The sequence below is a fragment of the Colwellia chukchiensis genome, assembly GCF_002104455.1.
GTDB lineage: Bacteria > Pseudomonadota > Gammaproteobacteria > Enterobacterales > Alteromonadaceae > Cognaticolwellia > Cognaticolwellia chukchiensis.
In genome coordinates this window covers 15,518-36,912 of the sequence record NZ_NBOC01000008.1, presented here as the reverse complement: position 1 = coordinate 36,912, position 21,395 = coordinate 15,518, and the positions used below count along the sequence as shown (strand labels likewise).

The 21,395-nt window shown below is 44.1% G+C and carries 14 protein-coding genes and 2 riboswitches; of the genes, 9 read left to right on the top strand and 5 right to left on the bottom strand.

All coding sequences use genetic code 11. The annotated features are described in order from the left end of the window. Positions 1-295: 295 nt before the first annotated feature. Positions 296-1,297, top strand: coding sequence for an OprD family outer membrane porin (locus B6K83_RS10415; protein WP_139175543.1), 1,002 nt, complete (start codon positions 296-298; stop codon positions 1,295-1,297). Positions 1,298-1,467: 170 nt separating this feature from the next. Continuing rightward, a complete protein-coding gene (locus B6K83_RS10410) occupies positions 1,468-3,138 on the top strand; it encodes an RluA family pseudouridine synthase (RefSeq protein ID WP_085284860.1) in 1,671 nt (556 codons plus the stop codon). A gap of 160 nt (positions 3,139-3,298) precedes the next feature. On the opposite strand, the gene B6K83_RS10405 is transcribed toward B6K83_RS10410, so the two are convergent. From B6K83_RS10405 to B6K83_RS10395, 3 genes are all read right to left on the bottom strand, one after another. Continuing rightward, positions 3,299-3,766 carry a 2TM domain-containing protein gene (locus tag B6K83_RS10405; RefSeq protein WP_085284859.1) on the bottom strand — a complete coding sequence of 156 codons (468 nt, stop codon included), beginning with the start codon at positions 3,764-3,766 and terminating at the stop codon, positions 3,299-3,301. A gap of 128 nt (positions 3,767-3,894) precedes the next feature. Next, complete coding sequence (locus B6K83_RS10400; RefSeq protein WP_085284858.1) at positions 3,895-9,516, bottom strand: ABC transporter substrate-binding protein; 5,622 nt, start codon at positions 9,514-9,516, stop codon at positions 3,895-3,897. A 24-nt stretch (positions 9,517-9,540) separates the two neighbouring features. After that, positions 9,541-10,563: an HD-GYP domain-containing protein gene (locus tag B6K83_RS10395; RefSeq protein WP_085284948.1), complete on the bottom strand. Its 1,023-nt coding sequence runs from the start codon at positions 10,561-10,563 to the stop codon at positions 9,541-9,543. A 152-nt stretch (positions 10,564-10,715) separates the two neighbouring features. Between B6K83_RS10395 and cobC the strand changes: the two genes are divergently transcribed. From cobC to B6K83_RS10365, 6 genes are all read left to right on the top strand, one after another. After that, positions 10,716-11,351 (top strand): alpha-ribazole phosphatase family protein, encoded by a 636-nt coding sequence (gene cobC / locus B6K83_RS10390; RefSeq protein ID WP_085284947.1) that lies wholly within the window; start codon positions 10,716-10,718, stop codon positions 11,349-11,351. A 194-nt stretch (positions 11,352-11,545) separates the two neighbouring features. Next, a riboswitch (cobalamin riboswitch) is annotated at positions 11,546-11,721 on the top strand. A gap of 162 nt (positions 11,722-11,883) precedes the next feature. Next, complete coding sequence (cobT, locus tag B6K83_RS10385; protein WP_085284857.1) at positions 11,884-12,957, top strand: nicotinate-nucleotide--dimethylbenzimidazole phosphoribosyltransferase; 1,074 nt, start codon at positions 11,884-11,886, stop codon at positions 12,955-12,957. Next, positions 12,947-13,789, top strand: coding sequence for an adenosylcobinamide-GDP ribazoletransferase (locus B6K83_RS10380; RefSeq protein ID WP_085284856.1), 843 nt, complete (start codon positions 12,947-12,949; stop codon positions 13,787-13,789). The genes cobT and B6K83_RS10380 overlap by 11 nt, the downstream gene beginning before the upstream one ends. After that, the gene (gene cobU / locus B6K83_RS10375) at positions 13,786-14,385 is read left to right on the top strand and encodes a bifunctional adenosylcobinamide kinase/adenosylcobinamide-phosphate guanylyltransferase (protein WP_085284855.1); all 600 of its coding nucleotides are present in this window, start codon (positions 13,786-13,788) and stop codon (positions 14,383-14,385) included. Before B6K83_RS10380 ends, cobU begins: the two co-directional genes overlap by 4 nt. Continuing rightward, positions 14,382-15,896, top strand: coding sequence for a cobyric acid synthase (locus B6K83_RS10370; RefSeq protein ID WP_085284854.1), 1,515 nt, complete (start codon positions 14,382-14,384; stop codon positions 15,894-15,896). The genes cobU and B6K83_RS10370 overlap by 4 nt, the downstream gene beginning before the upstream one ends. Positions 15,897-15,912: 16 nt before the next feature. Then, a riboswitch (cobalamin riboswitch) is annotated at positions 15,913-16,039 on the top strand. A 69-nt stretch (positions 16,040-16,108) separates the two neighbouring features. After that, entirely contained in the window at positions 16,109-17,938 is a 1,830-nt protein-coding gene (locus B6K83_RS10365) for a TonB-dependent receptor domain-containing protein (protein ID WP_085284853.1), read from the top strand. A 71-nt stretch (positions 17,939-18,009) separates the two neighbouring features. On the opposite strand, the gene B6K83_RS10360 is transcribed toward B6K83_RS10365, so the two are convergent. Both B6K83_RS10360 and B6K83_RS10355 read right to left on the bottom strand, forming a co-directional pair. Continuing rightward, positions 18,010-19,089: a phosphotransferase enzyme family protein gene (locus tag B6K83_RS10360; protein WP_085284852.1), complete on the bottom strand. Its 1,080-nt coding sequence runs from the start codon at positions 19,087-19,089 to the stop codon at positions 18,010-18,012. A gap of 95 nt (positions 19,090-19,184) precedes the next feature. Then, entirely contained in the window at positions 19,185-20,027 is an 843-nt protein-coding gene (locus B6K83_RS10355; protein ID WP_085284851.1) for a LysR family transcriptional regulator, read from the bottom strand. Between the two features lie 129 nt (positions 20,028-20,156). On the opposite strand from B6K83_RS10355, the gene B6K83_RS10350 reads away from it, so the two are divergent. Beyond that, positions 20,157-21,350 (top strand): acyl-CoA dehydrogenase, encoded by a 1,194-nt coding sequence (locus B6K83_RS10350; protein ID WP_085284850.1) that lies wholly within the window; start codon positions 20,157-20,159, stop codon positions 21,348-21,350. Positions 21,351-21,395: the final 45 nt, after the last annotated feature.

The window sequence follows — 21,395 nt, the reverse complement described above, 5'->3', positions numbered from 1 at the left end:
ACAGGTATTGAGTAATTCGAGGCTAAAATGCTGGTCGTTGTCCCTAAAGTTAACCTTGTTAACGGATCACTGTTTATCGTCTTGCGTCAAGCTCAGCGCGCTTTCGCAGATAACAGATATTTTACATTGCTTCTATAGCCGTTAATCTTTATATTTTCGTCACAGCTATTAAATTTTGCAGCAAATACATGAAAGCTTTTACCGAGCCATTACGCCTTGCAATACTTGTTATAAGTCCTTGGTTTTTTTGAATGTTTTTTCCATTGCGGCGGCTAAGCCAGTAGGTGAAGCCGGAATGAGTGAGGTATCAGGAAACTTTCGCCTCGGCTACCTTGCAAGTACACCGGACAGTGGTCAGCGTCATGAAAGCTTTGCTGTTGGCGGCGCCTTAACATATCACAGCGCAAGTTGGCAGGGCTTTAGCGCGGCGGGAACGCTTTATAGTAGCCAGAAATTATTTAGCGATGATCATAGCGCTTTCTTTGGTGCAGATGGCACTAGCTATACCATAGTTGGGCAAGCCTATATGCAAGCTAATATTGCGAATACCGAGTTTAAAGTGGGGCGCTTTGGCTTTGATTCACCACACCTTGATATGGATGATGTTCGCATGGTACCTAATACCTTTTCAGGTATCTTAGTCACGAATACTAGTATCAGTGATAGCACGATTTATTTAGCGCATTTAGATAAATGGTCTGGCATAAGTGCGCCAGAGCCAGAAACTTTTACTGATATTGCTGGTAGCAAGGGGGTCAATATCTTAGGCGTGGTATATCACGGTGTAGAACACCTCAGCTTGCAAAGCTGGTTTTACCATGCGGATAACTTAGCTAATTTAGCCTATCTAGAAGCTAGCGTTGAAATAGCGCAACTTACATGGGCTGTCCAGTATGGTAAGCAAGTCGATAATCGTTTTGATAAAAGGGGCCCAGACGGCGATGTCTTTGGTGTTAGCGCCAGCTATAGCCTAGATAACTTTAGCTTTAGTGCGGCGTATAATCAGGTTTGGGGCACTATAATTGATGGTTTTGGTGGCGGGCCCTTCTTTACCAGTGCGGCGGATCACACCATTGGCGATGTCAAAGATCAAAGCGCTTTAGCCGTTGGCGTTGCTTATACCGGAATTGATAACCTAACCATAAGCTTGCTCAATGTAGCCTTTGATAAAGGTGCGGATGAATTAGACTTAACGCTACATTATGACTTTGGTAACGATATCGTCTTTGACTTTATTTATCATCATATGCAGGCCGATGGTGATATGGCACTGGCGCTGCTTAATGTCGGTTTTTAACGGTTAGCGTCAAGCAAGTACAAGTGCGGTCTGTTTAGCGCCGCTGTCGAGTTAGCGAGCATAGGCGAGAAAATAACTGGCTTTCTGGCTTGGCAAGTTTAGTGAGATAAGAGCTAATATGTTATTATCTGACATTATACCCTTGTTGAAAATTTCATCACCCTATTGCCATGTCAAACCTTGAGTGTTTTACCAAAATTTCCACGTCTGTTGCGCTAACAACGTTGCCAGAAAAGTTCACTTTTCCTTTTTATTATCAGCCACATCCATTAGCGATTGCGGCAGCGACACAATTACAACAGCAGCTTGAAACTCTGCCACTGAGGCCGTTTGATATACCCGCTAATGATCACCGTAGTGGCAAAATGTTCGGGGTCTTGGTGGTGAAAAATTACCAGCAGCAAGTGGGGTATCTCGCCGCATACTCGGGACAACTTGACGGTAACGATCTTAGTATTGCGTTTGTGCCGACGGTGGCGACGAGCCTAGCACAAGACCCTGCAATGGCGAAAGAAAGCGACATTATTAATAATATTAACGGTGAAATCGCTGCTTTAGAAGCGAGTAGCGAGTTAAAAGTCATCACCAGACAACTACAGAAAGCGAACGAAGGTTTTCAACAACAATTAGCGACACAGCAAAGTAAGATGGTGGCGAGTCGCAAGCGGAGAAAGCAACAGCGAAACGAAGGACTTAAACAGCTTAGTGAAAATGCTTATCAGCAGTTACAACAGCAACTTGCGGGGCAAAGCATTGCTGAGAAAAAACAACTACAACAACTAAAACAATATTGGCAAGCCGAAATTGCAACTTTAACGGCTAGACTTTCGACGCTAAATAGCGCTATTGAACGTTTAAAAAAGCAACGGAAAACCCGCTCAAATAAGTTGCAAAAAAAGCTGTTTGCGCAATATCAGTTTCTGAATGCACACGGGGAAAGCAAAGATCTAAATACTATTTTTTCCGACTTTGCACTTCACACGCCACCAGCGGGTGCCGGTGACTGCGCAGCACCTAAATTATTACAATATGCTTTTCAGCACAACTTAACGCCGATTGCGATGGCAGAATTTTGGTGGGGAGCAGCGCCTAAGTCCGCCATCAGGCACCATAAAAACTATTACCCTGCTTGCTATAGCAAATGTCAGCCGATTTTAACCCACATGCTCAAGGGCTTAGCGGTTGATGATAATCCACTGCTTACTAACCCCGCACAAGGTAAAACACTTGCGATTGTGTATCAAGATGACGATATGTTGGTGGTAAATAAGCCGGCTGAGTTTCTGTCTGTGCCAGGAAAACATATCACCGACTCGGTATACTTACGCATTAAGCAACAATTCCCACAGGCAACAGGGCCACTGATAGTGCATCGTTTGGATATGTCGACCTCGGGCCTATTAGTGATTGCGTTACATAAACGTGCGCATAAAGCACTGCAAAAACAATTTATTGAGCGTACCGTGCAAAAACGCTATGTGGCGTTGGTGAAGGGGAAGCTTGTCAAAGATAGTGGCACAATTGATTTACCCATGCGCATGGACTTTGATGATAAGCCTCGACAGCTCGTGTGCTACCAAGAAGGTAAACAGGCGCTGACCGAGTGGCAGGTCATTGCGCGGGAAAACAACAGTACACGGCTGCATTTATTTCCTAAGACTGGGCGGACACATCAATTGAGGGTGCATTGTGCGCATAAGCTGGGCTTAAATAGTCCAATTGTCGGTGATGATCATTATGGTGAAAAAGCGCAGCGCTTACATCTACATGCTGAGTACTTGGCGTTGCGCCATCCCGTCAGCGATCAGGCGCTTGCGTTTCAAGTGCCAGCAGACTTTTAATACCGACTCACACTAGCAACTAGCCTAGCTTATGCTAATTTGCGGGTAAAGGGCTTATGTTTGGCGATTAAAGGCCATGCGTTGCCCTAAATGTTGCTCACAATCGCTGCTGATATGGCAGCGATTAATCCTGTGCTGTAAGCTTGCCATTGACGCTTTGCTATAGCTTGCGACCTAAGCGCTTTTCAATTTGCTTTTTTTCCCAATCTGCGCCAAAAAAACTATAGACTTCAAAAACGCTCAAGCCGTGCGATATCACGCCAATACCCCAGCCTAGCGCTGCCCACCATGCCCAATAATATTCTGGGCTAGTAATAAAATTAAGCAAAAATAGCCCGAGTACGATCACTAAATAATTAATCAAGTGGCTGTAAAAACCTTTTATGTCTTGAACATGTTCAATGACACGATTTTCTTGTTCTTGATACGGCTTGCTGTTATCCACTGTATGCTCCTGTTGTAATTGTTCAAGTTCAATGTCAAAAACAGCCGCAAGTGCTTTTAGTGATTCTAAGCCCGCTTTTTGACCACGCTCGATACGTTGGATAGTGCGTACATTTAAGCCACTAAATTGAGCTAATTGCTCTTGAGACCATGCACGTTTGAGCCTTAATTTTCGAACAGTCATTAACTTCTCCCTTGTTGCTGCTTGCTTAGAATTATTGAGCCGTCGCGATAATTAATCCACGACTTTTACCTGACAATAATGTGACAGCACTTAAAAATCAATGGCTTAAAGTTAATTTTGTTATTTATCTATGAGTGCAGTTTAATGGCCTTAATGAGCTGCGCGGCATCGTCAAATTCGTACACGGCTACTTTCGCCATAATATCTTTAAGTTGCTGATGGTAATTTTGCTCTTGGGTCATGGCCAGTAATGTTGCTATGGTATCGATAGCGGCCACGTCATAGTTGTCAACCTCAGTCATTAGTTTTGTCATGAGTGTTTTACATTCAGCTAAGTTAAAGCGTGTGTGTTGTGGCTCTGGTGCTGACAGCTGTGCTAAGCCTTGCTGAATGATCGTCAGCTCTTCTTGTGCTTGTATAATAAGCTCAGTGGCAGGCGCTTGCTGTTGTGCACTGGCTTCTAATGACTGGCTCAGCTGATAAAGCTGTGTCGCGCCTATGTTGCCCGCAACCCCTTTTAATGTATGGGCCAGTTGTTCAGCACGAGCAAAGTTAGCTTGACTAAAAGCTGTTGCTATCGGGTTAATAGCATCTTGATAATTGGCTTTAAACTTTAATAATAGCCGTAAGTAAAGTGCAGCGTCATGTTGCGCAATTGCTAGCCCTGCACTGGTATCAATACCTGCAAGCTCAGGTAAAGTAGGGGGGTCACTGACATCGGGCTCGTTAAGCTTATGTTGCGCATTAAGCGTGCTAATATCAAGCCATTGCGCAAGTTTAGTGAACAACTCTTGGGTATTTATTGGCTTGCCTATATGCTCATTCATGCCAGCTTTGAGCGCTTTTTCACGATCGCCAGCCATGACATTGGCGGTCATGGCAATAATAGGTAAATCGTTAAACTTCGGGTCTGCTCTTAATTCCTCTGTGGCGGTGTAACCGTCTTTCACTGGCATTTGACAATCCATTAATACGCAGTCAAAACGCTCGTCTGCATGCAAGCTTTGCTGCAGGCGATCTATGGCTTCTTGGCCGTTATTGGCAATTTCCACGTCAATGCCGTGGTGCTGTAATAATTCAGTGGCTAATTCTTGACTAATCTCGTTATCTTCAACGAGTAATATTCTTGCGCCGCGAATGGCATTGATCGCCACTTGTTCAGCGCGAGGTGTCGCTTGGTAGCTGCGTTTGCGTAAATCTGTTTTACCTAAGGCAAGTAATATATTGTCGAGTAAATTGGATGCAGTGATGGGTTTATAAATGTAAAACAGTTTGTCGTCCTTGGTAAATTGGTTCGCGCCTATGTCTTGTCGACTCGCCAATACTTGTAACACCGGTAAATTAACTTCAGCCGCTCGCAGCAACTGAATATCAGTGCAAGCGCGTTGCGATGCGCAATTGAGTAGATCACATATCAAAATATCAAAGACTTGCGTTGCTTGTTTAATGTCGTTCAACACTTGTTTTGCCTCACGATAACAAACTAATTTAAAGCCAAAGGACTGGAGTAGTCGCTGTAAAATCGGCTTGAAATCTTCATTATTCGCTACTAATGCCACCTTTAACCCTTGTAATGGCGCTAAATTGGGTTGTTTCGCTTGAACTTGGGCTAGTGATTGACACTGATAGTTAAGCGTAAAGTGAAACTTACTACCGACATTTACTTCGCTGTCGAGCCAAATTTCCCCGCCGAGTAATTCAACTAACCGTTTGCATATTGCTAAGCCTAAACCAGTCCCGCCGTATTTTCGGGTGGTCGACGCATCGGCTTGACTGAAAGATTGAAATAACTTTTCTTGCTGATCTGCGCTCATACCAATGCCAGTATCGCAAACAGAAAACTGTAATTTCACCTGGTTATCTTGCTTGCTTAAACAGCTAATGCGTACTTTTATTTCGCCATGCTCAGTAAATTTTGCAGCATTCGAGCCAAGGTTGGTAAGAATTTGGCTCAGGCGCAAAGGGTCGCCTATTAAGTCCAATGGTACGTCTGCGGCAACATCAAATATTAACTCGGTTTGTGTTTTGAGTAGTTGGTCAATTAACACATTGGATAAGTTGTCGAGAATATCATCAAGAGAAAAGGCGATGTTTTCAATTTCTAGCTTATTAGCTTCAATTTTCGAAAAGTCTAAAATATCGTTAACTATGCCCAGTAATGATTCAGCAGAACGATTAACTTTGACAATATAGTTTTCTTGTTGTGGTGTGAGCTGAGTTTTGAGTGCTAACGCCGACATGCCAATAATGGCATTCATCGGGGTGCGTATTTCATGCGACATATTGGCTAAAAAGTTTGACTTTGCTTTAACCGCATCTTCAGCAAGTAGTTTTGCATGCGCTAAGGTTTGTTCGGCTTTCTTTTGTTCACTGATATCAACAAAAGTCCCCAGTAAGCCGCCAATGCTACCGTCGGCTTTCGCAAAACTTTTTACCCAATACATGGTGTCATGAGCTAAACCGTCGGCATAAGTCAGCGTTATTTCTTTTTTTACCATGCCCATATTAGCAATAATGCTAACATCTTCCGCTTGAAAGGCTTCGCGATCGGCTAGCGGAATATAGTCAAGCTCAAGCACGGTTTTTCCAATAAGATCGGCTTTGTTGACATTAAAGGTCTGCTCGTAAGATTTATTGACGTTAATAATGCGGGTATCAGCATCTTTCACAAAAATAGGGTAAGGAATAGTGTCGGTTAATGCTTGTTGAAAAAGAATTTGTGCCGCCAACGCCGCGTCATTTTGCTTACGTTCAGTAATGTCACGAATGATGGCAACGATAAATCTATCGTTGTGAATATCCAGTACTTTTACCGTAACTTCAGCAGAAAACTCTTCACCATTTTTGCGCCTGCCTAACAGTTCTATACGTTGCTTTTCTGCACAAGGCTCAGTGAGCAAACGCTGAAAAATATGCAAACTTTGCTCTTCGGGTAACAGTCGTTCGATTTTCTGACCCAGTAGTTCGGTTTTTTCATAACCAAACATGGCTAACACTTGTGAATTTACTAAGCTGTGGCTACGGTGCTTATCTAACATTAAAATGGCGTCGGGTGCCGATTCCATCAGCGCTTCAAATTGAGCTTTTGTTGCGTTGCGCTGCGTAACATCAATTAAGGTTAGGCGTACTTCGACTAATTGCTGGTGCTCATAAACAGGCAATGCCGACATCATAGTTTCTATGGTTTGGTTATCACTGATTTGAACGGGTATTTCACAATCTAATAACTGCGATTGTTGTTGAAATATTTCATGAACATAATGTGCTGGCGCAACAAAGTCACGCCAATTTAAGGACTCAAATGTTGCCCGCGGACGTTTAAACATTTTTGCAAAAGCACTGTTGTGTTTAATAAATTGTCCTTGGCTGTTTAAGGTTGCATAGGCAACTGGTGCATGCTCGTATAACTCCCACATTGCGCGTTCACGTTGATGCAATTCTGCCGTTCTTTGCGCTACGATGGCTTCAAGTTCAGCTTTTGAGCGGCGCATATATTTAGTTGAGCGTTGCCCAACTCTGACCGTGAAAATATTGGAGGTTAGGGTTAACAATAAGGTGATAACAACGATAACCAGTAGCATACGCCGCAGAGAGCTCACCCCCGACATAGCTTCGTCAGCGTCGATTTCCGTGGCAATACCAATGCCGTATTGACTATCCCACAACCAAGCGCCAAAAACACGGACTCCTCGGTAGTCGTTGTATCCGTTAACATTGCTGTATATTTTATGCTTTAAGGGCGAGTTTTGTTCATTGTTCAGGGCATGATTAATTAAATGTTCTGCCATTAACGTTAGCGGCAGTTGTTGGGGGTTTATCACCGCATCGGGATTGGCAAGTAGGTCAATACCAGGGTTTTTTAATGTCAGCAAGCGTTGTTGTTTTTTCAACTCTTGAAAATAAGGCAAGCTAGAAAGTTGCGCGTCAAAGCGGCTATTTGACAACATTTCTCCTTCAGCATTGACTAAATAGCTTTCGCCGGATGCGCCAATACGTCCTTGTTGAAAAATAGTGGAAATTGCCCCACCAGGCTCAACTTTTAAGGCTATTGCGGCAATGATCTGTTGGTTGGCATTCATGATAGGGCTAACAATGAACATTTGATATTGGCTAATTGCGCGCTTGTTATTAGCCAACTGCGAATTATCAGACGTTTTAATTGGTGAGACTATGCGTGTTTCACCCGCAAATACCGCCTTGAGTAATTCGGGTTGCTGCTGGGCAATTACATGAACTTGTGTAAGTGCGCTATGGTCACTGGCGGCAATAATTAAATTTTCTTTGTTAATAATATCAAATTGTTGGCCTAATGGCGTGCTTTGTTGTACATAGTGTCTAATCGCTTGCTGTGCTTGTGATGTTCTTAGCGGCGCTATTTGCACCGGCTGTTGTGTTAACTGTGTCAGCAGTTGAATGAGGGTTGGATCTCTACTTAATTGCTGTAATAAGTGGTTTTGATTATTAAACCAATTGTTTAGCCTTGTTTGGCTTGCTTGAACAACAAACTCAAGGTTTTTCTTGATGTTAGCTTGAGTTGTTTTTTCATTATCTTGCAAAGTTAAATAGATAACACTGAAAATAATGGCCATATTGATGATAGAAATGGAGTGCACAATTGCTGGAAATTTTCCGGACGCCATCAAGGCGACTAAGCGTTGTTCGCTGATCAACTTAGGTAAATATAAAATAATTAATATCAATAGCATCGAAAACAATATCATGGCGATGATCAAGATTTGGCTGCTATCGTGAGCACGGCTGCCATTGGCAAAGTGCGCTAAGGCGTCGTCGAGTAAAATATTTGCCGGTAAGAACGGCTCGCTCATCATGCCCAGTTGGTAATAAATCTCGCTAATTTTCTCCATTCGACTGGGGGTTATAGTGCCTAGCGGAATAAACTGGGCAAAAATTATTTGCTGCACTTGCTCTGCTTCGTATAACAAGTGAGCTCGAGACTTAGCTTGTGTATTGTATTGCTCAATAAATAAATCAATGATTTCTTTAGGGTGTTTAAGTGCGTACTGCCAGCCTTTGATAGTGGCTTGTTGCAGTGCCTGTACCCGTTGTGGTTGGCTGCGAACTTCCGATTCAGTGGTAAATAAGGCGTCACCATAAAAATCAATACCATAGTCTCTTGGGTCGATGGTAAAAATATCGACACCGGCTTGTTTAAATTGAAAAGGCTCATTGGTGTTATAGATAACAATAGCATCGGCTTGTCCTGACAGTAAGTCGTGGTGTAAGTCTGAGCTGTGTTGCCAAACGTAAGCGCGCTTATCTAATCCTGACTGCATTAACATAGCGCTTAACGTCGCAAAGTGACGTTGCTCATTACTTGCGCTGATACGCTTGCCAGCAAGCTCAAACGGGCTAGTAATATTGGACGAACGCAAAGTCGCTATTGTGGTTGCGGCATGTTGAAAAATTTGCGCCACAATCACCACAGGTTTACCTTGTGCTTTGGCCAAGATTAAACTTGAGTTGCTGATGCCGTAGTCAGCCTGTCCATTAATCACCTGCTCTTCACTGGTGTGTTGACCATCAAACTCGCGCAACTCAACATCAAACCCTGCCGCCTGATAATAACCTTGTGCTTTTGCCGCATAGTAGCCTGCAAACTGAAACTGATGATACCAGTTCAGTTGAATGCTCACCTTTTCCAATGTTTCGGCCCGTACTTGCCCAATAACGCCGATGCATAGGCATGCCAACATTAATAGGGTTTTATTAAGCGAGAAAAAATTAACCATAGGCCTAGGGTACTCTAAGGGGGATTATTCAGAAAATTGCGCTTTGACTGCTAGTATCTCATCTAAACTATTGAGAAAACAATCGACTAATTGTGGATCAAAATGTTTTCCAGCTTCGTTTTTTAGCAAATCAGTGGCTTTTTCAATGCTCCAAGCCGGTTTATAAGGGCGAGCAGAGGTTAGGGCATCAAAAACATCAGCAATGGCAATAATACGTCCCGCCAGTGGAATTTCTTCCGCTTTCAGCCCGTTTGGGTAGCCGCTGCCGTCCCATTTTTCATGGTGGGTTTGCGCAACAGTTTTGGCCGTTTCCATCAGGGCAGACGGGTTATCTTCGTCCAGTATTTTTGCCCCTAAATGGGCGTGTTGCTTCATAACTTGCCATTCGCTTTCCGTTAGTCGAGCCGGCTTTTTTAGTATGTTATCTGGAATGCCAATTTTGCCAATATCATGCATGGGGGCAGCATGCATCAAATTATCGGCAGCTTCTTGCGTTAAGCCATAGGCGCGGGCTAATACATGAGCATATTGGCTCATTCTTTTTACATGGTTGCCGGTTTCATTGTCTTTAAATTCAGCGGCTCGACCTAGCTTTTGAATAATATTGTAACGCGTTTCAATTAGTTCTTGGGTTTGTTGTTTTACTTGCCAATATAACTCGCGCTTTTGGTTACTTAAGGCAAGGTGTGTTTTTACGCGTTGCATGACAATAGCGGGGTTGACTGGCTTAGTTAAATAATCAACGGCACCCAACGCTAGACCTCGGGTTTCATCGGCCACTGAGATTTTTGCGGTAATAAAGATAATGGGAATATCTGCGGTCGCCAAAGATGCTTTTAAGCGTTTGCAGGTTTCAAAACCGTCAATTTCTGGCATCATGATATCCAGCAATATTAAGTCAGGACGCGGGCGAATGTTGGCGATTTTAATCGCCATTTCACCGTTGCGCGCTACTTTTAACTGATAACTCGACTTTAATATTGCTACTAAAACATCGATGTTTTCAGGTGTATCATCAACCACTAAAATAGTTGCCATGTCGCTCATGCTCACATCCATAATAAAAATGAGAATCTTTCTGCTTAAAACATAGCAGTCAGCTCGAAAACTGACAATAAATGGCCTTAGGTTGCGACTTTGTGGGTTTAAGCTTTATGATGTTGCAAAGTGATTAGTTTAGTTAGGGTTTTTCGTTGTCAGTGCTTAATATTTACCTACTTCGCCATGGTGAGCTTGTGCAAACCGGTGTTTTGTCTGGGCGCAGCGATATTGCGTTGTCGGACAAAGGTCAGCAGCAGATGCTAGCGCGTTGCAAAACATTGCCACAGATCAGCCAGTGCTTTAGTTCGCCGCTGCTGCGTTGTCGCGCCTTTGCACAAGATTATTGCCAACAATATGGTATACCTTTGCAGTTGGATAATGCGTTGCAGGAAATGGATTTTGGTGATTGGGATGGTAAAACTTATCAAGCACTGTGGCAATGGGCGCCGCCACAAGCCGTGCCAGAGTCACCGAAAAACCCTGCGACGCTCGGTGATTTTTGGCAAGACCCTTGGCGCTGTTCGCCCCCCAATGGTGAAACTATGGCAGATTTTAGCCAACGGGTAACCGGTTTTTGGCGATACTTATTAGCACAACTGGTCTTGCAGCCGTCAGCAAACACCTTAGTGGTCAGTCACGGTGGTGTTATTCGCTATATTTTGGCGACAGTATTAGGTTTACCGCTACCCGGCGTTAATCATATGACCACGCTCGATGTGCCTTATGGTGCACTTATTCACTTGCAAGTGAGCATAGATGAACAAGGTCATGCATGGCCAAAATTAATGCTTTGATCATAGGGACTTGGCTTTGTGGCAAAGGCTGAGTGCCTGTTTTCTTCTTGATAAGTCCAGTTAAGCGATACGGCAATAACTTGATATCGATGCTGTTTATTTGCATTTCATCTTAATGAGCAAAAAATAAACCTTGCTATTTTGGGCTAGCTGTCGATAATTTCGCGATAAATTAAATAATATCGTAGTCAATTTTACGATTTGTTTGCCATTTTTTGGCAAACCGAGAGTAAGGCTGGGAATGTGGTGTAAAACCACAACTGTACCCGCAACTGTGAACCGCGCAAAATGTTAAGCACAAATATTTGCTAATAGCAAAGTGCTTATTGACGCTGTAAGTCAGGATACCAGAAGTGCTATGAATATTGATGACCACGTCGAGCGGGTTACTCGGGCCTTGGAACTATTTTCTCTTTTCATTGTGACCTTGTCATAACTGACGATTGACATACTCCCGCCTACCCATACGCCGCCTTGACGCTAATCATCCTCTCGCAAGTCACGCATTACGTTGACGGGTATTAGGTGGAAAATGTTTAATATTGAATCGGTTAGCGAACAACACAGTGAAAAAATTCAAGCCATTATTGATAGTAAAACTAAACCGCTAGGGGCGTTAGGTGAGCTTGAGAGCTTAGCCATGCAATTGGCAAAAATTCAATTCAGTACCGCAGACTATAGTGCCGCCAACGCACTGGCTAAAAGCGCAGTTAAATTAACTTTAACCGCACCGCACTTAACGATTTTTGCGGGCGACCATGGTGTTGCGCGTGCTGGGGTTTCAATAGCGAGCAGTGACGTTACTCGGCAAATGGTGAACAATTTTGCTCGTGGTGGTGGTGCCATTAATGCGATTAGCCGACAGCTGGGCTGGCGGCTGAGTATCGTTGATGCAGGCATCTTAGAGCCTGTGGTCTCAACGCAGGTTAAAGATCAACGACTAGGTAAAACAACTCACGCCATTAATCAACATGAAGCCATGTCAAGTACACAAGTTGATTTAGGTTTTGCCTTTGCCAAAGCGCACATTGATGAACTGCACAGTAAGGGATGTAATCTGGTGGCGTTTGGCGAAATGGGCATAGGCAATACCACCATAGCGTCAGCAATTATGGCGGCGGTGATGGGGGTGCCGGCGGCTGAAACGGTTGGTCGCGGCACGGGTATTTCAGCTCAAGCCTTGATAAAAAAACAGCAAGTAATTGAGCAAGCGCTAGCCTTACATCAAGACAAACTCACCGATCCTAAGTCAATTTTACGCTGTTTGGGTGGTTTTGAAGTGGTGCAATTAACCGCCGCCATGTTAGCGGCAGCTGAGCATAAAATGTTAATAGTGGTTGATGGTTTTATTTGTAGCGCGGCGGCTATGTTGGCGATACAAACAAATGCTAATGTCAAAGATTATATGGTATTTGCACATTGCTCGGGTGAGCAGGGCCATGAAAAAATGCTGCAATGGCTAGACGTTAAGCCACTATTAAATTTAGGCTTGCGTTTAGGTGAGGGGACGGGCGCAGCGTTGGCGTTGCCCATAATACAAGCGGCGGTGAGCTTTTTTAATGATATGGCCAGCTTTAGCGATGCCGAGGTCACCAATGTCACCTGAGCCTGAATCAGCCAATAATCAAGCCTTACTAAAGCAGCAATGGCGATTATGGCTACTAGCGCTGAGTTTTTTTACTCGCCTACCGGTTAAGCATAGCGGCGAGATTAACGCCAGTATGCTCAATGAAGCGAGTCGTTACTTTGCCTTAGTAGGTGTGTTGATTGGCGCTGTGGCAGCATTAGTTTTTTATTTTTTTGCCTTGCTGTTACCGGTTGAACTGGCCCTGTTATTGGCGATGGTGGCCAGTGTGTTGTTAACAGGCGCTTTTCATGAAGACGGTTGGGCAGATGTTTGGGATGGTTTTGGCGGTGGCTGGACACTCGAAAATAAACTTAACATCATGAAAGACAGTCGTTTAGGCACCTATGGCGCGGCGGCGTTGTTTTTTATTTTGCTGCTCAAGTATCAGGCGCTCGTCGCCTTGCTGCCCACTTTGGCAGAGGTCAATAGGGTGCCTGATGAGGGATTAAGCTTGTTGACGATTTTTATTTTAGGTCATGGTTTAAGCCGTGTTGTGGCGACAAGCTTAATTGCCGATATGACATATGTTAGTGAAGATGCCAACACAAAAGTTAAACCGCTGGCGCAAACACTATCGAGCCAGAGTTACTTGATATTACTGGCGACGGGGGCAATTATCATGGCCTGCACCTTGTCATTTACACTGGCATGGCAATTATTATTGGTGCTATGGCTGACACGTTGGGCTTTAAAAAACTGGTTTAATCATCAACTAGGTGGTTATACCGGTGACTGTTTAGGTGCCGCGCAACAGCTCAGTGAAGTGGTCATTTATTTAGCGTTAATTGTGTTAACGTCGGTGGCACCATGAGTCAAATTCGTTTCATTTTAGGTGGCGCCCGCTCAGGTAAAAGTGCCTTGGCAGAGCGCTATGCAAAAGCATCGAATTTGCCGGTTACTTATATCGCCACAGCGCAGGCACTTGATGATGAAATGTTACAACGCATTAAGCATCATCAAGCCCAGCGCCCACCGCATTGGCAGCTGCTTGAAGCGCCAACACAACTTGCCAACGCCATTGAAGATACCCTGAGTGGCAATAAGCAAGGAGCGTGCATTGTCGTTGATTGTTTAACCTTATGGCTTAGTAACAGTTTATGTCAGCAAAAGGGTGAGCAAACAGCCGCAACTGATGGTGATTTAGCGTGTTGGCAACAAGAAAAACAGCAGTTATTGAGCCTGCTTGAGGGTATGCAGCCAGATAACAATATCGAGCTTATTTTGGTTAGTAATGAAGTTGGCCATGGCATAGTGCCGCTAGGGGCATTGTCGCGTCAGTTTGTTGATCAAGCGGGTTGGTTACACCAAGCCATAGCGCGCATTGCTCAGCAGGTAGAGTTTGTGATTGCTGGTTTGCCATTGGCCTTAAAAGCGTCACCACCACACTATGGAAAGGGGCGCAATTGAAAACCTTAATGATCCAAGGCACCACATCAGATGCCGGCAAAAGTACCTTAGTGGCGGGGCTATGTCGGGTGCTTGTCAATGCCGGTTATAATGTTGCGCCTTTTAAGCCACAAAATATGGCGTTAAACAGTGCCGTAACCCAAGATGGTGGCGAAATTGGTCGTGCCCAAGCGCTACAGGCCATTGCAGCAAAAGTCGCGCCGCGTGTTGATTTTAATCCTATTTTGCTTAAACCCAATAGCGACACTGGTGCGCAAGTGATCGTGCAGGGTAAAGCGTTAGCCAATATGGAAGCTGCGAACTATCACGACTATAAAAAGCGTGCCATGCAAGCCGTATTACAATCACATTATCGGTTGGCCCATGATCATGACATATTACTGGTCGAGGGGGCGGGCAGTCCGGCTGAAATTAATTTACGCGCCCATGATATTGCCAATATGGGCTATGCCGAAGCAGTTGATTGCCCTGTTATTCTGGTTGCCGATATTGACCGTGGCGGTGTTTTTGCTCACCTAGTTGGCACTTTGGCGTTATTATCAAACTCAGAACAAGCGCGGATAAAAGGCTTTATTATTAATCGTTTTCGTGGCGATATTACCCTGCTTGAGTCAGGGCTTAAGTGGCTAGAGCAGCGCACCGGCAAACCTGTGTTGGGAGTACTGCCGTATTTACATGACTTAGCACTAGACGCTGAAGATGCCATTGCCTTTGATAACAAGCTGAATCAGGCTAAGGTTACAATATTTGTGCCGTTATTGCCGCATATCAGCAACCATACCGATTTTGACCCACTACGGTTACATCCTGATATTGATTTACAATACATTAAAATAGGCCAGTCGCTGCAAGGAGCTGACTTAATTATTTTGCCGGGAAGCAAAAATGTTAGTGCCGACTTAGCGTTTTTAAAACAACAAGCATGGCCGCAAGAAATATTCCAACACTTGCGCTACGGCGGAAAAGTTATGGGTATTTGCGGCGGTTTGCAGATGCTAGGGAAAAAAATATTTGATCCTGAGCATGTTGAGTCAACACAAGCAGCAACTCAGGGCTTAGGGTTATTAGACTTTACCACCACGCTGACGGGCAATAAAACCTTACAACAGGTTAACGCTAGCATGAGCTTAAATGGTGAATCTTGTCAGTTGCGCGGTTATGAAATTCATTGTGGTGTCTCAAGCGGTCCGGCATTACAGCGACCGTTAATGCAAATCCAAGCTAAGTCAAACGCTAGTGCAGTGCAAAACGATGGTTGTATTTCCGAAGACAAGCAAATTATTGCCACCTATTTGCACGGTATATTTGATCATCCAGCGGCCACTAAACTGCTTTTGGCATGGCTTGGTGTCAGGGAATTAAGCCAAAACGCTATTGATATTGAGCAACACAGAGAAAAGCAGTTAGAGCGTTTGGCCGCGAGCTGTCAACAGCATTTAGCGATGGCGAAAATTAAGCAAATTATTGCCAACGGGCGTAATACGCCAGAAAATATTCAACCACATTTATAAACAGGCATGTGGTTTTTTAAGTGACAAGTACTGAAGGTTTCAGTACTTGTTTTTATATAGTAAGTTCGAGGGAAGAAGATGCGATTTCTTCACTGCCCCCGCAACGGTATTGGCAGTATGTCTGCCTAAGTCCGAGCACTCGAGCTTGCTTAATTACACTGCCATTTGTGCAGTCAACACTGTGGTGCGGTGGGCATCATTAATGAGGTTATATGAACATTAAGCAAAACAACTTTTTTCAAAAATCTTTACTATCACTTGCCGTGATCGGCGCTTTATCAAGCAGCACTCTGGTGGCAGCGAGCCAAGAGAGTGAGCTAGCAGCGACAGAAGTCATCACAGTGACTGCGACACGTTCGCAGTTAAATATTGATGATGCCCTTACCAGCCAAGTGGTGATCACTCGTGCCGATATTGAGTTAGCCAATCCATTGTCATTGTTAGACTTGCTGGCAACGGTACCCAGTATTGATATTGCATCAAACGGTGGTAAAGGCCAAACGGGCGCAATTTTTATGCGTGGCACTAACTCTAGCCATACTTTGGTTTTAGTTGATGGTGTGCGCGTTAGCTCAGCTACCGCGGGCAGCACCAGTTTAAATACTATTTCACCCGCCATGATTGAGCGTATTGAAATTGTGCAGGGGCCGCGTGCCGCCTTGTGGGGCTCAGACGCTATTGGCGGTGTTATCCAGATATTTACCCGCCAATTAGCCGGTGGCGAGTTATTTGTCGGTGCCAGTTTTGGCAGTGAAAACTATCAAAAATATGAAGCGGGCGCTGGAATTCGTCACGGCGATGGCCAAACTAGCATCACTTTAAGCAAAGAGCAAAGTGACGGTTTCGATGTGCAAAATGATATGGAAACCGACGATGATGGCTACGACTATACCTCGATTGCGATTCGTGGTCAGCAAAAGCTTAGCAAAGACTTCTCGCTAGACTGGTTGTTATCCAGTGATAGTGGCGATAATGAGTACGATGGTTTTTACAATGGCTCAGACATTAATAATCATGCTTGGTTAGTACGCGCCAATTACGCAAGTACAATCAAAGGGATTCAAAATCAAACAGTTTTTAGCGTTGGTCAAAACCGTGACCATGTTGATAGCTTGCGTGATGGTGTCTCACAAGGCATTTTTGAAACTCGCCGTGATCAATACGCATTGCTCAATAACAGCCAGCTTTCAGCAGACTGGCAAGTTAATTTGGGTGTTGATCACTACCAAGACGATGTTTCAAAAAGCAGCACGGTATATGACCAAGGGAAAAGAGCAACCACAGGGGTATTTGCTAACACCTTGTATACCCTTAATGATTGGACATTTGAAGCGACCTTGCGTCATGACAACGTTGAAGATATCGACTCAGAAAACACCTATAATCTTGGTTTAGGCTATACGCTAGATGCTGACAGTCGTTTGGTACTGAACTATGGTACTGGCTTTAAAGCTCCGACGTTTAATGATTTATACTTTCCTTTTGGCGGCAATGCAGACTTAGTGTCGGAATACTCCGAGTCAGTTGAGTTGTTTTATGAAACCAAAATAGCCGGCGTAAATAGCCGCTTTAATGTCTACCACTCTGATATTGAAGAGCTGATTGTTTGGGGCGGCACTCAAGCGGAAAATATTGATCAAGTGGAAATTGATGGCGTTGAGTTTGCCTTTAACCTTGACAAGTTTGGTGGTCGCCACGATGTAAACTTTTCTTACACTGACGCCAAAGATAAAGCCACTAACGAGCAACTTATTCGCCGAGCAAAAGAAAAGTTTAACTACAAGTTTACCACTTCAATTCAAGGAGTCGACGTGTACGGTGAATATCAATTTGTCGGTAGTCGCACTGATAGTGTTTGGGGCGTAGGTACGGTTAAACTAGCAGCTTATCAATTACTTAATCTAGGTTTGAACTACCAGTTATCTGATAATTTTACTTTGTCATCGCGGGTGACTAACCTATTAGATAAAGACTATGAAATGGTGAGTAACTACAATAGTCAAGAGCGGGCATTTTACCTTGGTGTAAGCTACCATAATTAATCTTGCTTGCGTTTAAGCCGCTAAAGGCTTGGCATGCAGTATTGCTAAGGCACCTATTACAGGTGCCTTTTTTATGCTGAGTATATGTTGCTGAGCAGGGCTTGCTGCTGGCAAAACAATTGATATAAATGCAACTGGTTTTTTGCTCGCACCAAATTATGCTCGGGGTAGTCAATTTTAAAATAGCGATTGCCGGCTAAAAAGTCAGTTAAAAAGCGTATGCCGAGCATAAAGGGCATGAGCTTAACGCCGATCGCTAAACTGGTGCGCTCTTGTTCACTCAATATACCGTTCAGCCCCGCAATATAGGCCTGTGCCAAGGTATTAAACTGAGGCCAATCAATGGCCATCTCAGCTAAGTTTGCACTGTCTTCGGCAATTGACGGGCAACAACTGCGCACCATATCGCCAAAGTCATGCATCAGGTAACCCGCCATACAGGTGTCTAAGTCAATGACCGCCATTGGCTTGTGGCTGTGTTTGCTAAACAGCAGATTGTTTATTTTGGTATCGTTGTGGCAAACCCGTTGGGGTAGCGTTGGCATGATCGCGGTAATGCTATCAATAAAGCTTTGCTGCGTGCCAATAAAGTGAATTAAACCTTGTGCTTGTTGCTGCAAACATGCGCTGGTGTTGGTTATGGCGTGTTTGAGCTGTTTCAGTCGCAGTGCTAAATCATGAAACTGTGGGATAACTGGCGCTAAATCGGCACTATTAAAATCACTGAGCGCGGCACTAAACTGGGCAAAGGCATTTGCGGTGTCCGCCGCTTGTTGCAGCGTTGTCATGGTTTCTAAGCTATAGCTTTGCCCTAAGTAGGGCAGTGCGCGCCAAAATTGCCCTTGCACTTTGACATGATTATCTTGTGTTTGCGTGCGTAGTTGCGTGACAGGCATCAAGGGATAGCGTTGTTGTTGATGCTTAGTTGTTAAGTGTTGGCTGATCAAGTCGGCGTTGTTTATTACTTCTAGCGGCTTAGGAAAAACCTGTTGATTAATGTGTTGTAATACAAAGCACTTATCGTCGCACTCGACTAAGTAAGTGCTATTGATCAGGCCATTGCCTAAGACACTATATTGGCAATGTGATGCAGTAACACCATAGTGTGCCAGCACTAAGGTGATGATTTTCGGTGATAGGTCGTGGCTCATAATGAAGTACTTAGTGGTTGAATAATCGCGCCGACAAAGCGGACATCTTATGTCATCGTTAGCAACATAGAAAGCTTGGTTTGTTTGCTCATAGGCTATTCGCTCAATTGCTGCGCATGTTTGCGAGCCAATCGCTTTAAATTATTGATTGCTTTTGTTGATGTCGTATATGCCAAAACGATTTCCCGTGTCAGTTGTAAGCCCGTGATCGGCCGAAATACTACATCACTGCGTTGAATAATTTCACTGTAGGCAGGCAAAAATGCACAGCCTAAGCCGGCATGTACTAAGCCAACCGCATAATCTATGGTGGTAATTTTTGCCCGTACATCTAGGCTTACACCGGCAACCGCTAAGGTATCTTGTAGGTGATTCCATGCATTGCACGGGGTACGTTGAATAAAGGGTAGTCCATCGAGTTGGGCAATGTTGATGCTGTCTTGCAGTGCTAATATGTGATCATAAGGCAGGGCGAGTAAGTAATCTTCTTGCCACATTGCTATGTATTGCTCATTCTCTTGCAACTCATCTTTTAAAATAATACGCGCATCAACGTTTTCATTATGCGGTACTAAGGTCAGCTCGACATTGGGCTTGGCAGAGGTGAAATCTTTTAACAACAAGCTCATACGTGCAACACCTAAACCCCGTGTTACCCCTAAATTGAATGGCTTTTTTAGCGGTTTTTCAGAGAATACGTTTTTAATGGCGCCCGCTTGTCCTAGCAGTTGCTTTGCTAACGGAAACAGCTTTTCGCCTTGCTCGGTTGGGGTAACGCCACGGGCATGACGGATAAAAAGCGTGACCTTAAGTTGTTGCTCTAGTTGCGCAATGGCAGCCGATACAGACGGTTGGGCTATAAAGCAAGCTTTTGCTGCGGCGCTAAAACTTTTTAGTTCGTAGACGGAAATAAAGTAGTTAAGAGATTTTAGATCCATATGTACCTTGGTTGTATTTGATATAGATTAAAACTATAGCAGTTAAAGGAAAAGAATGTTTTAACTTTGGCTTGGATTTGCTTATTATTTTTGTACTTTAATTTTTATCCATAAATAACAGGTAATTTCATGTCTAATTCAAGCAGTACAAACCGTCCGTCGTTTAATTGGCAAGATCCACTTTTACTCGACTCTTTATTGTCTGAAGAAGAGCGCATGGTGCGTGATAGTGCTCATCAATACTGTCAAGAAAAGCTCATGCCACGAGTATTAGAAGCAAACCGTAATGAAGTGTTTGATCCAGAAATTATGCGCGAGCTTGGTGGCTTAGGCTTGTTAGGCGCTACCTTACCTGAAAAATATGGTTGTGCGGGTGTTAATTATGTAACTTACGGTTTAGTTGCCCGTGAAGTTGAGCGTGTTGATAGTGGTTATCGCAGTGCCATGAGTGTGCAATCATCTTTAGTTATGCACCCCATTTATGCTTATGGTAGCGAAGAGCAACGCATGAAATACTTACCAAAACTTGCCACGGGTGAATATATCGGTTGCTTTGGTTTAACCGAGCCAAATTCAGGCTCAGATCCTGCGAGCTTATCAACCCATGCCACTGCCGTTGAAGGTGGCTTTCGTATTACCGGTAATAAAATGTGGATCACTAACTCACCTATTGCCGATATCTTTGTGGTTTGGGCTAAATTAGACGGCGTTATTCGTGGCTTTATTTTAGAAAAAGGTATGGCTGGCTTAACTGCACCGAAAATTGAAGGCAAGTTTTCGTTACGCGCTTCTATTACCGGTGAAATCGTGATGGATAATGTATTTGTGCCTAGCGACAACTTACTGCCTAACGCCAAAGGCTTGTCTGGGCCGTTTGGTTGTCTAAATAAAGCCCGTTACGGCATTGCTTGGGGCGCGTTAGGGGCTGCAGAATTTTGCTGGCATGGCGCGCGTCAATACACGCTTGATCGTGAACAATTTGGCCGTCCCTTAGCGGCCACTCAATTGGTACAGAAAAAATTAGCCGATATGCAAACCGATATCACCACAGGATTATTTGCCTGTTTGCAGGTTGGGCGCTTAATGGATTCAGGTCAATTAGCACCAGAGGCAATTTCACTGGTTAAACGCAACTCTTGTGGCAAAGCTTTAGAAATTGCTCGCATTGCACGAGACATGCATGGTGGCAACGGTATTGCCGATGAATTCCATATTATTCGTCATATGATGAACCTTGAAGCCGTCAATACCTATGAAGGCACCCATGATGTGCATGCCTTGATCCTTGGCCGAGCGCAAACGGGCATCCAAGCGTTTTACTAAACTTGGCAAAAAATAAGGCGTTTAAATACGCCTTATTTTTGTCTG

Coding starts and splice junctions, on each gene's coding strand:
- B6K83_RS10380 (WP_085284856.1), top strand. CDS start 12,947: ATGTCACCTGAGCCTGAATCAGCCAATAATCAAGCCTTACTAAAGCAG.
- B6K83_RS10360 (WP_085284852.1), bottom strand. CDS start 19,089: ATGAGCCACGACCTATCACCGAAAATCATCACCTTAGTGCTGGCACAC.
- B6K83_RS10365 (WP_085284853.1), top strand. CDS start 16,109: ATGAACATTAAGCAAAACAACTTTTTTCAAAAATCTTTACTATCACTT.
- B6K83_RS10415 (WP_139175543.1), top strand. CDS start 296: ATGAGTGAGGTATCAGGAAACTTTCGCCTCGGCTACCTTGCAAGTACA.
- B6K83_RS10395 (WP_085284948.1), bottom strand. CDS start 10,563: ATGAGCGACATGGCAACTATTTTAGTGGTTGATGATACACCTGAAAAC.
- B6K83_RS10400 (WP_085284858.1), bottom strand. CDS start 9,516: ATGGTTAATTTTTTCTCGCTTAATAAAACCCTATTAATGTTGGCATGC.
- B6K83_RS10405 (WP_085284859.1), bottom strand. CDS start 3,766: ATGACTGTTCGAAAATTAAGGCTCAAACGTGCATGGTCTCAAGAGCAA.
- B6K83_RS10410 (WP_085284860.1), top strand. CDS start 1,468: ATGTCAAACCTTGAGTGTTTTACCAAAATTTCCACGTCTGTTGCGCTA.
- cobU (WP_085284855.1), top strand. CDS start 13,786: ATGAGTCAAATTCGTTTCATTTTAGGTGGCGCCCGCTCAGGTAAAAGT.
- cobT (WP_085284857.1), top strand. CDS start 11,884: ATGTTTAATATTGAATCGGTTAGCGAACAACACAGTGAAAAAATTCAA.
- B6K83_RS10355 (WP_085284851.1), bottom strand. CDS start 20,027: ATGGATCTAAAATCTCTTAACTACTTTATTTCCGTCTACGAACTAAAA.
- B6K83_RS10350 (WP_085284850.1), top strand. CDS start 20,157: ATGTCTAATTCAAGCAGTACAAACCGTCCGTCGTTTAATTGGCAAGAT.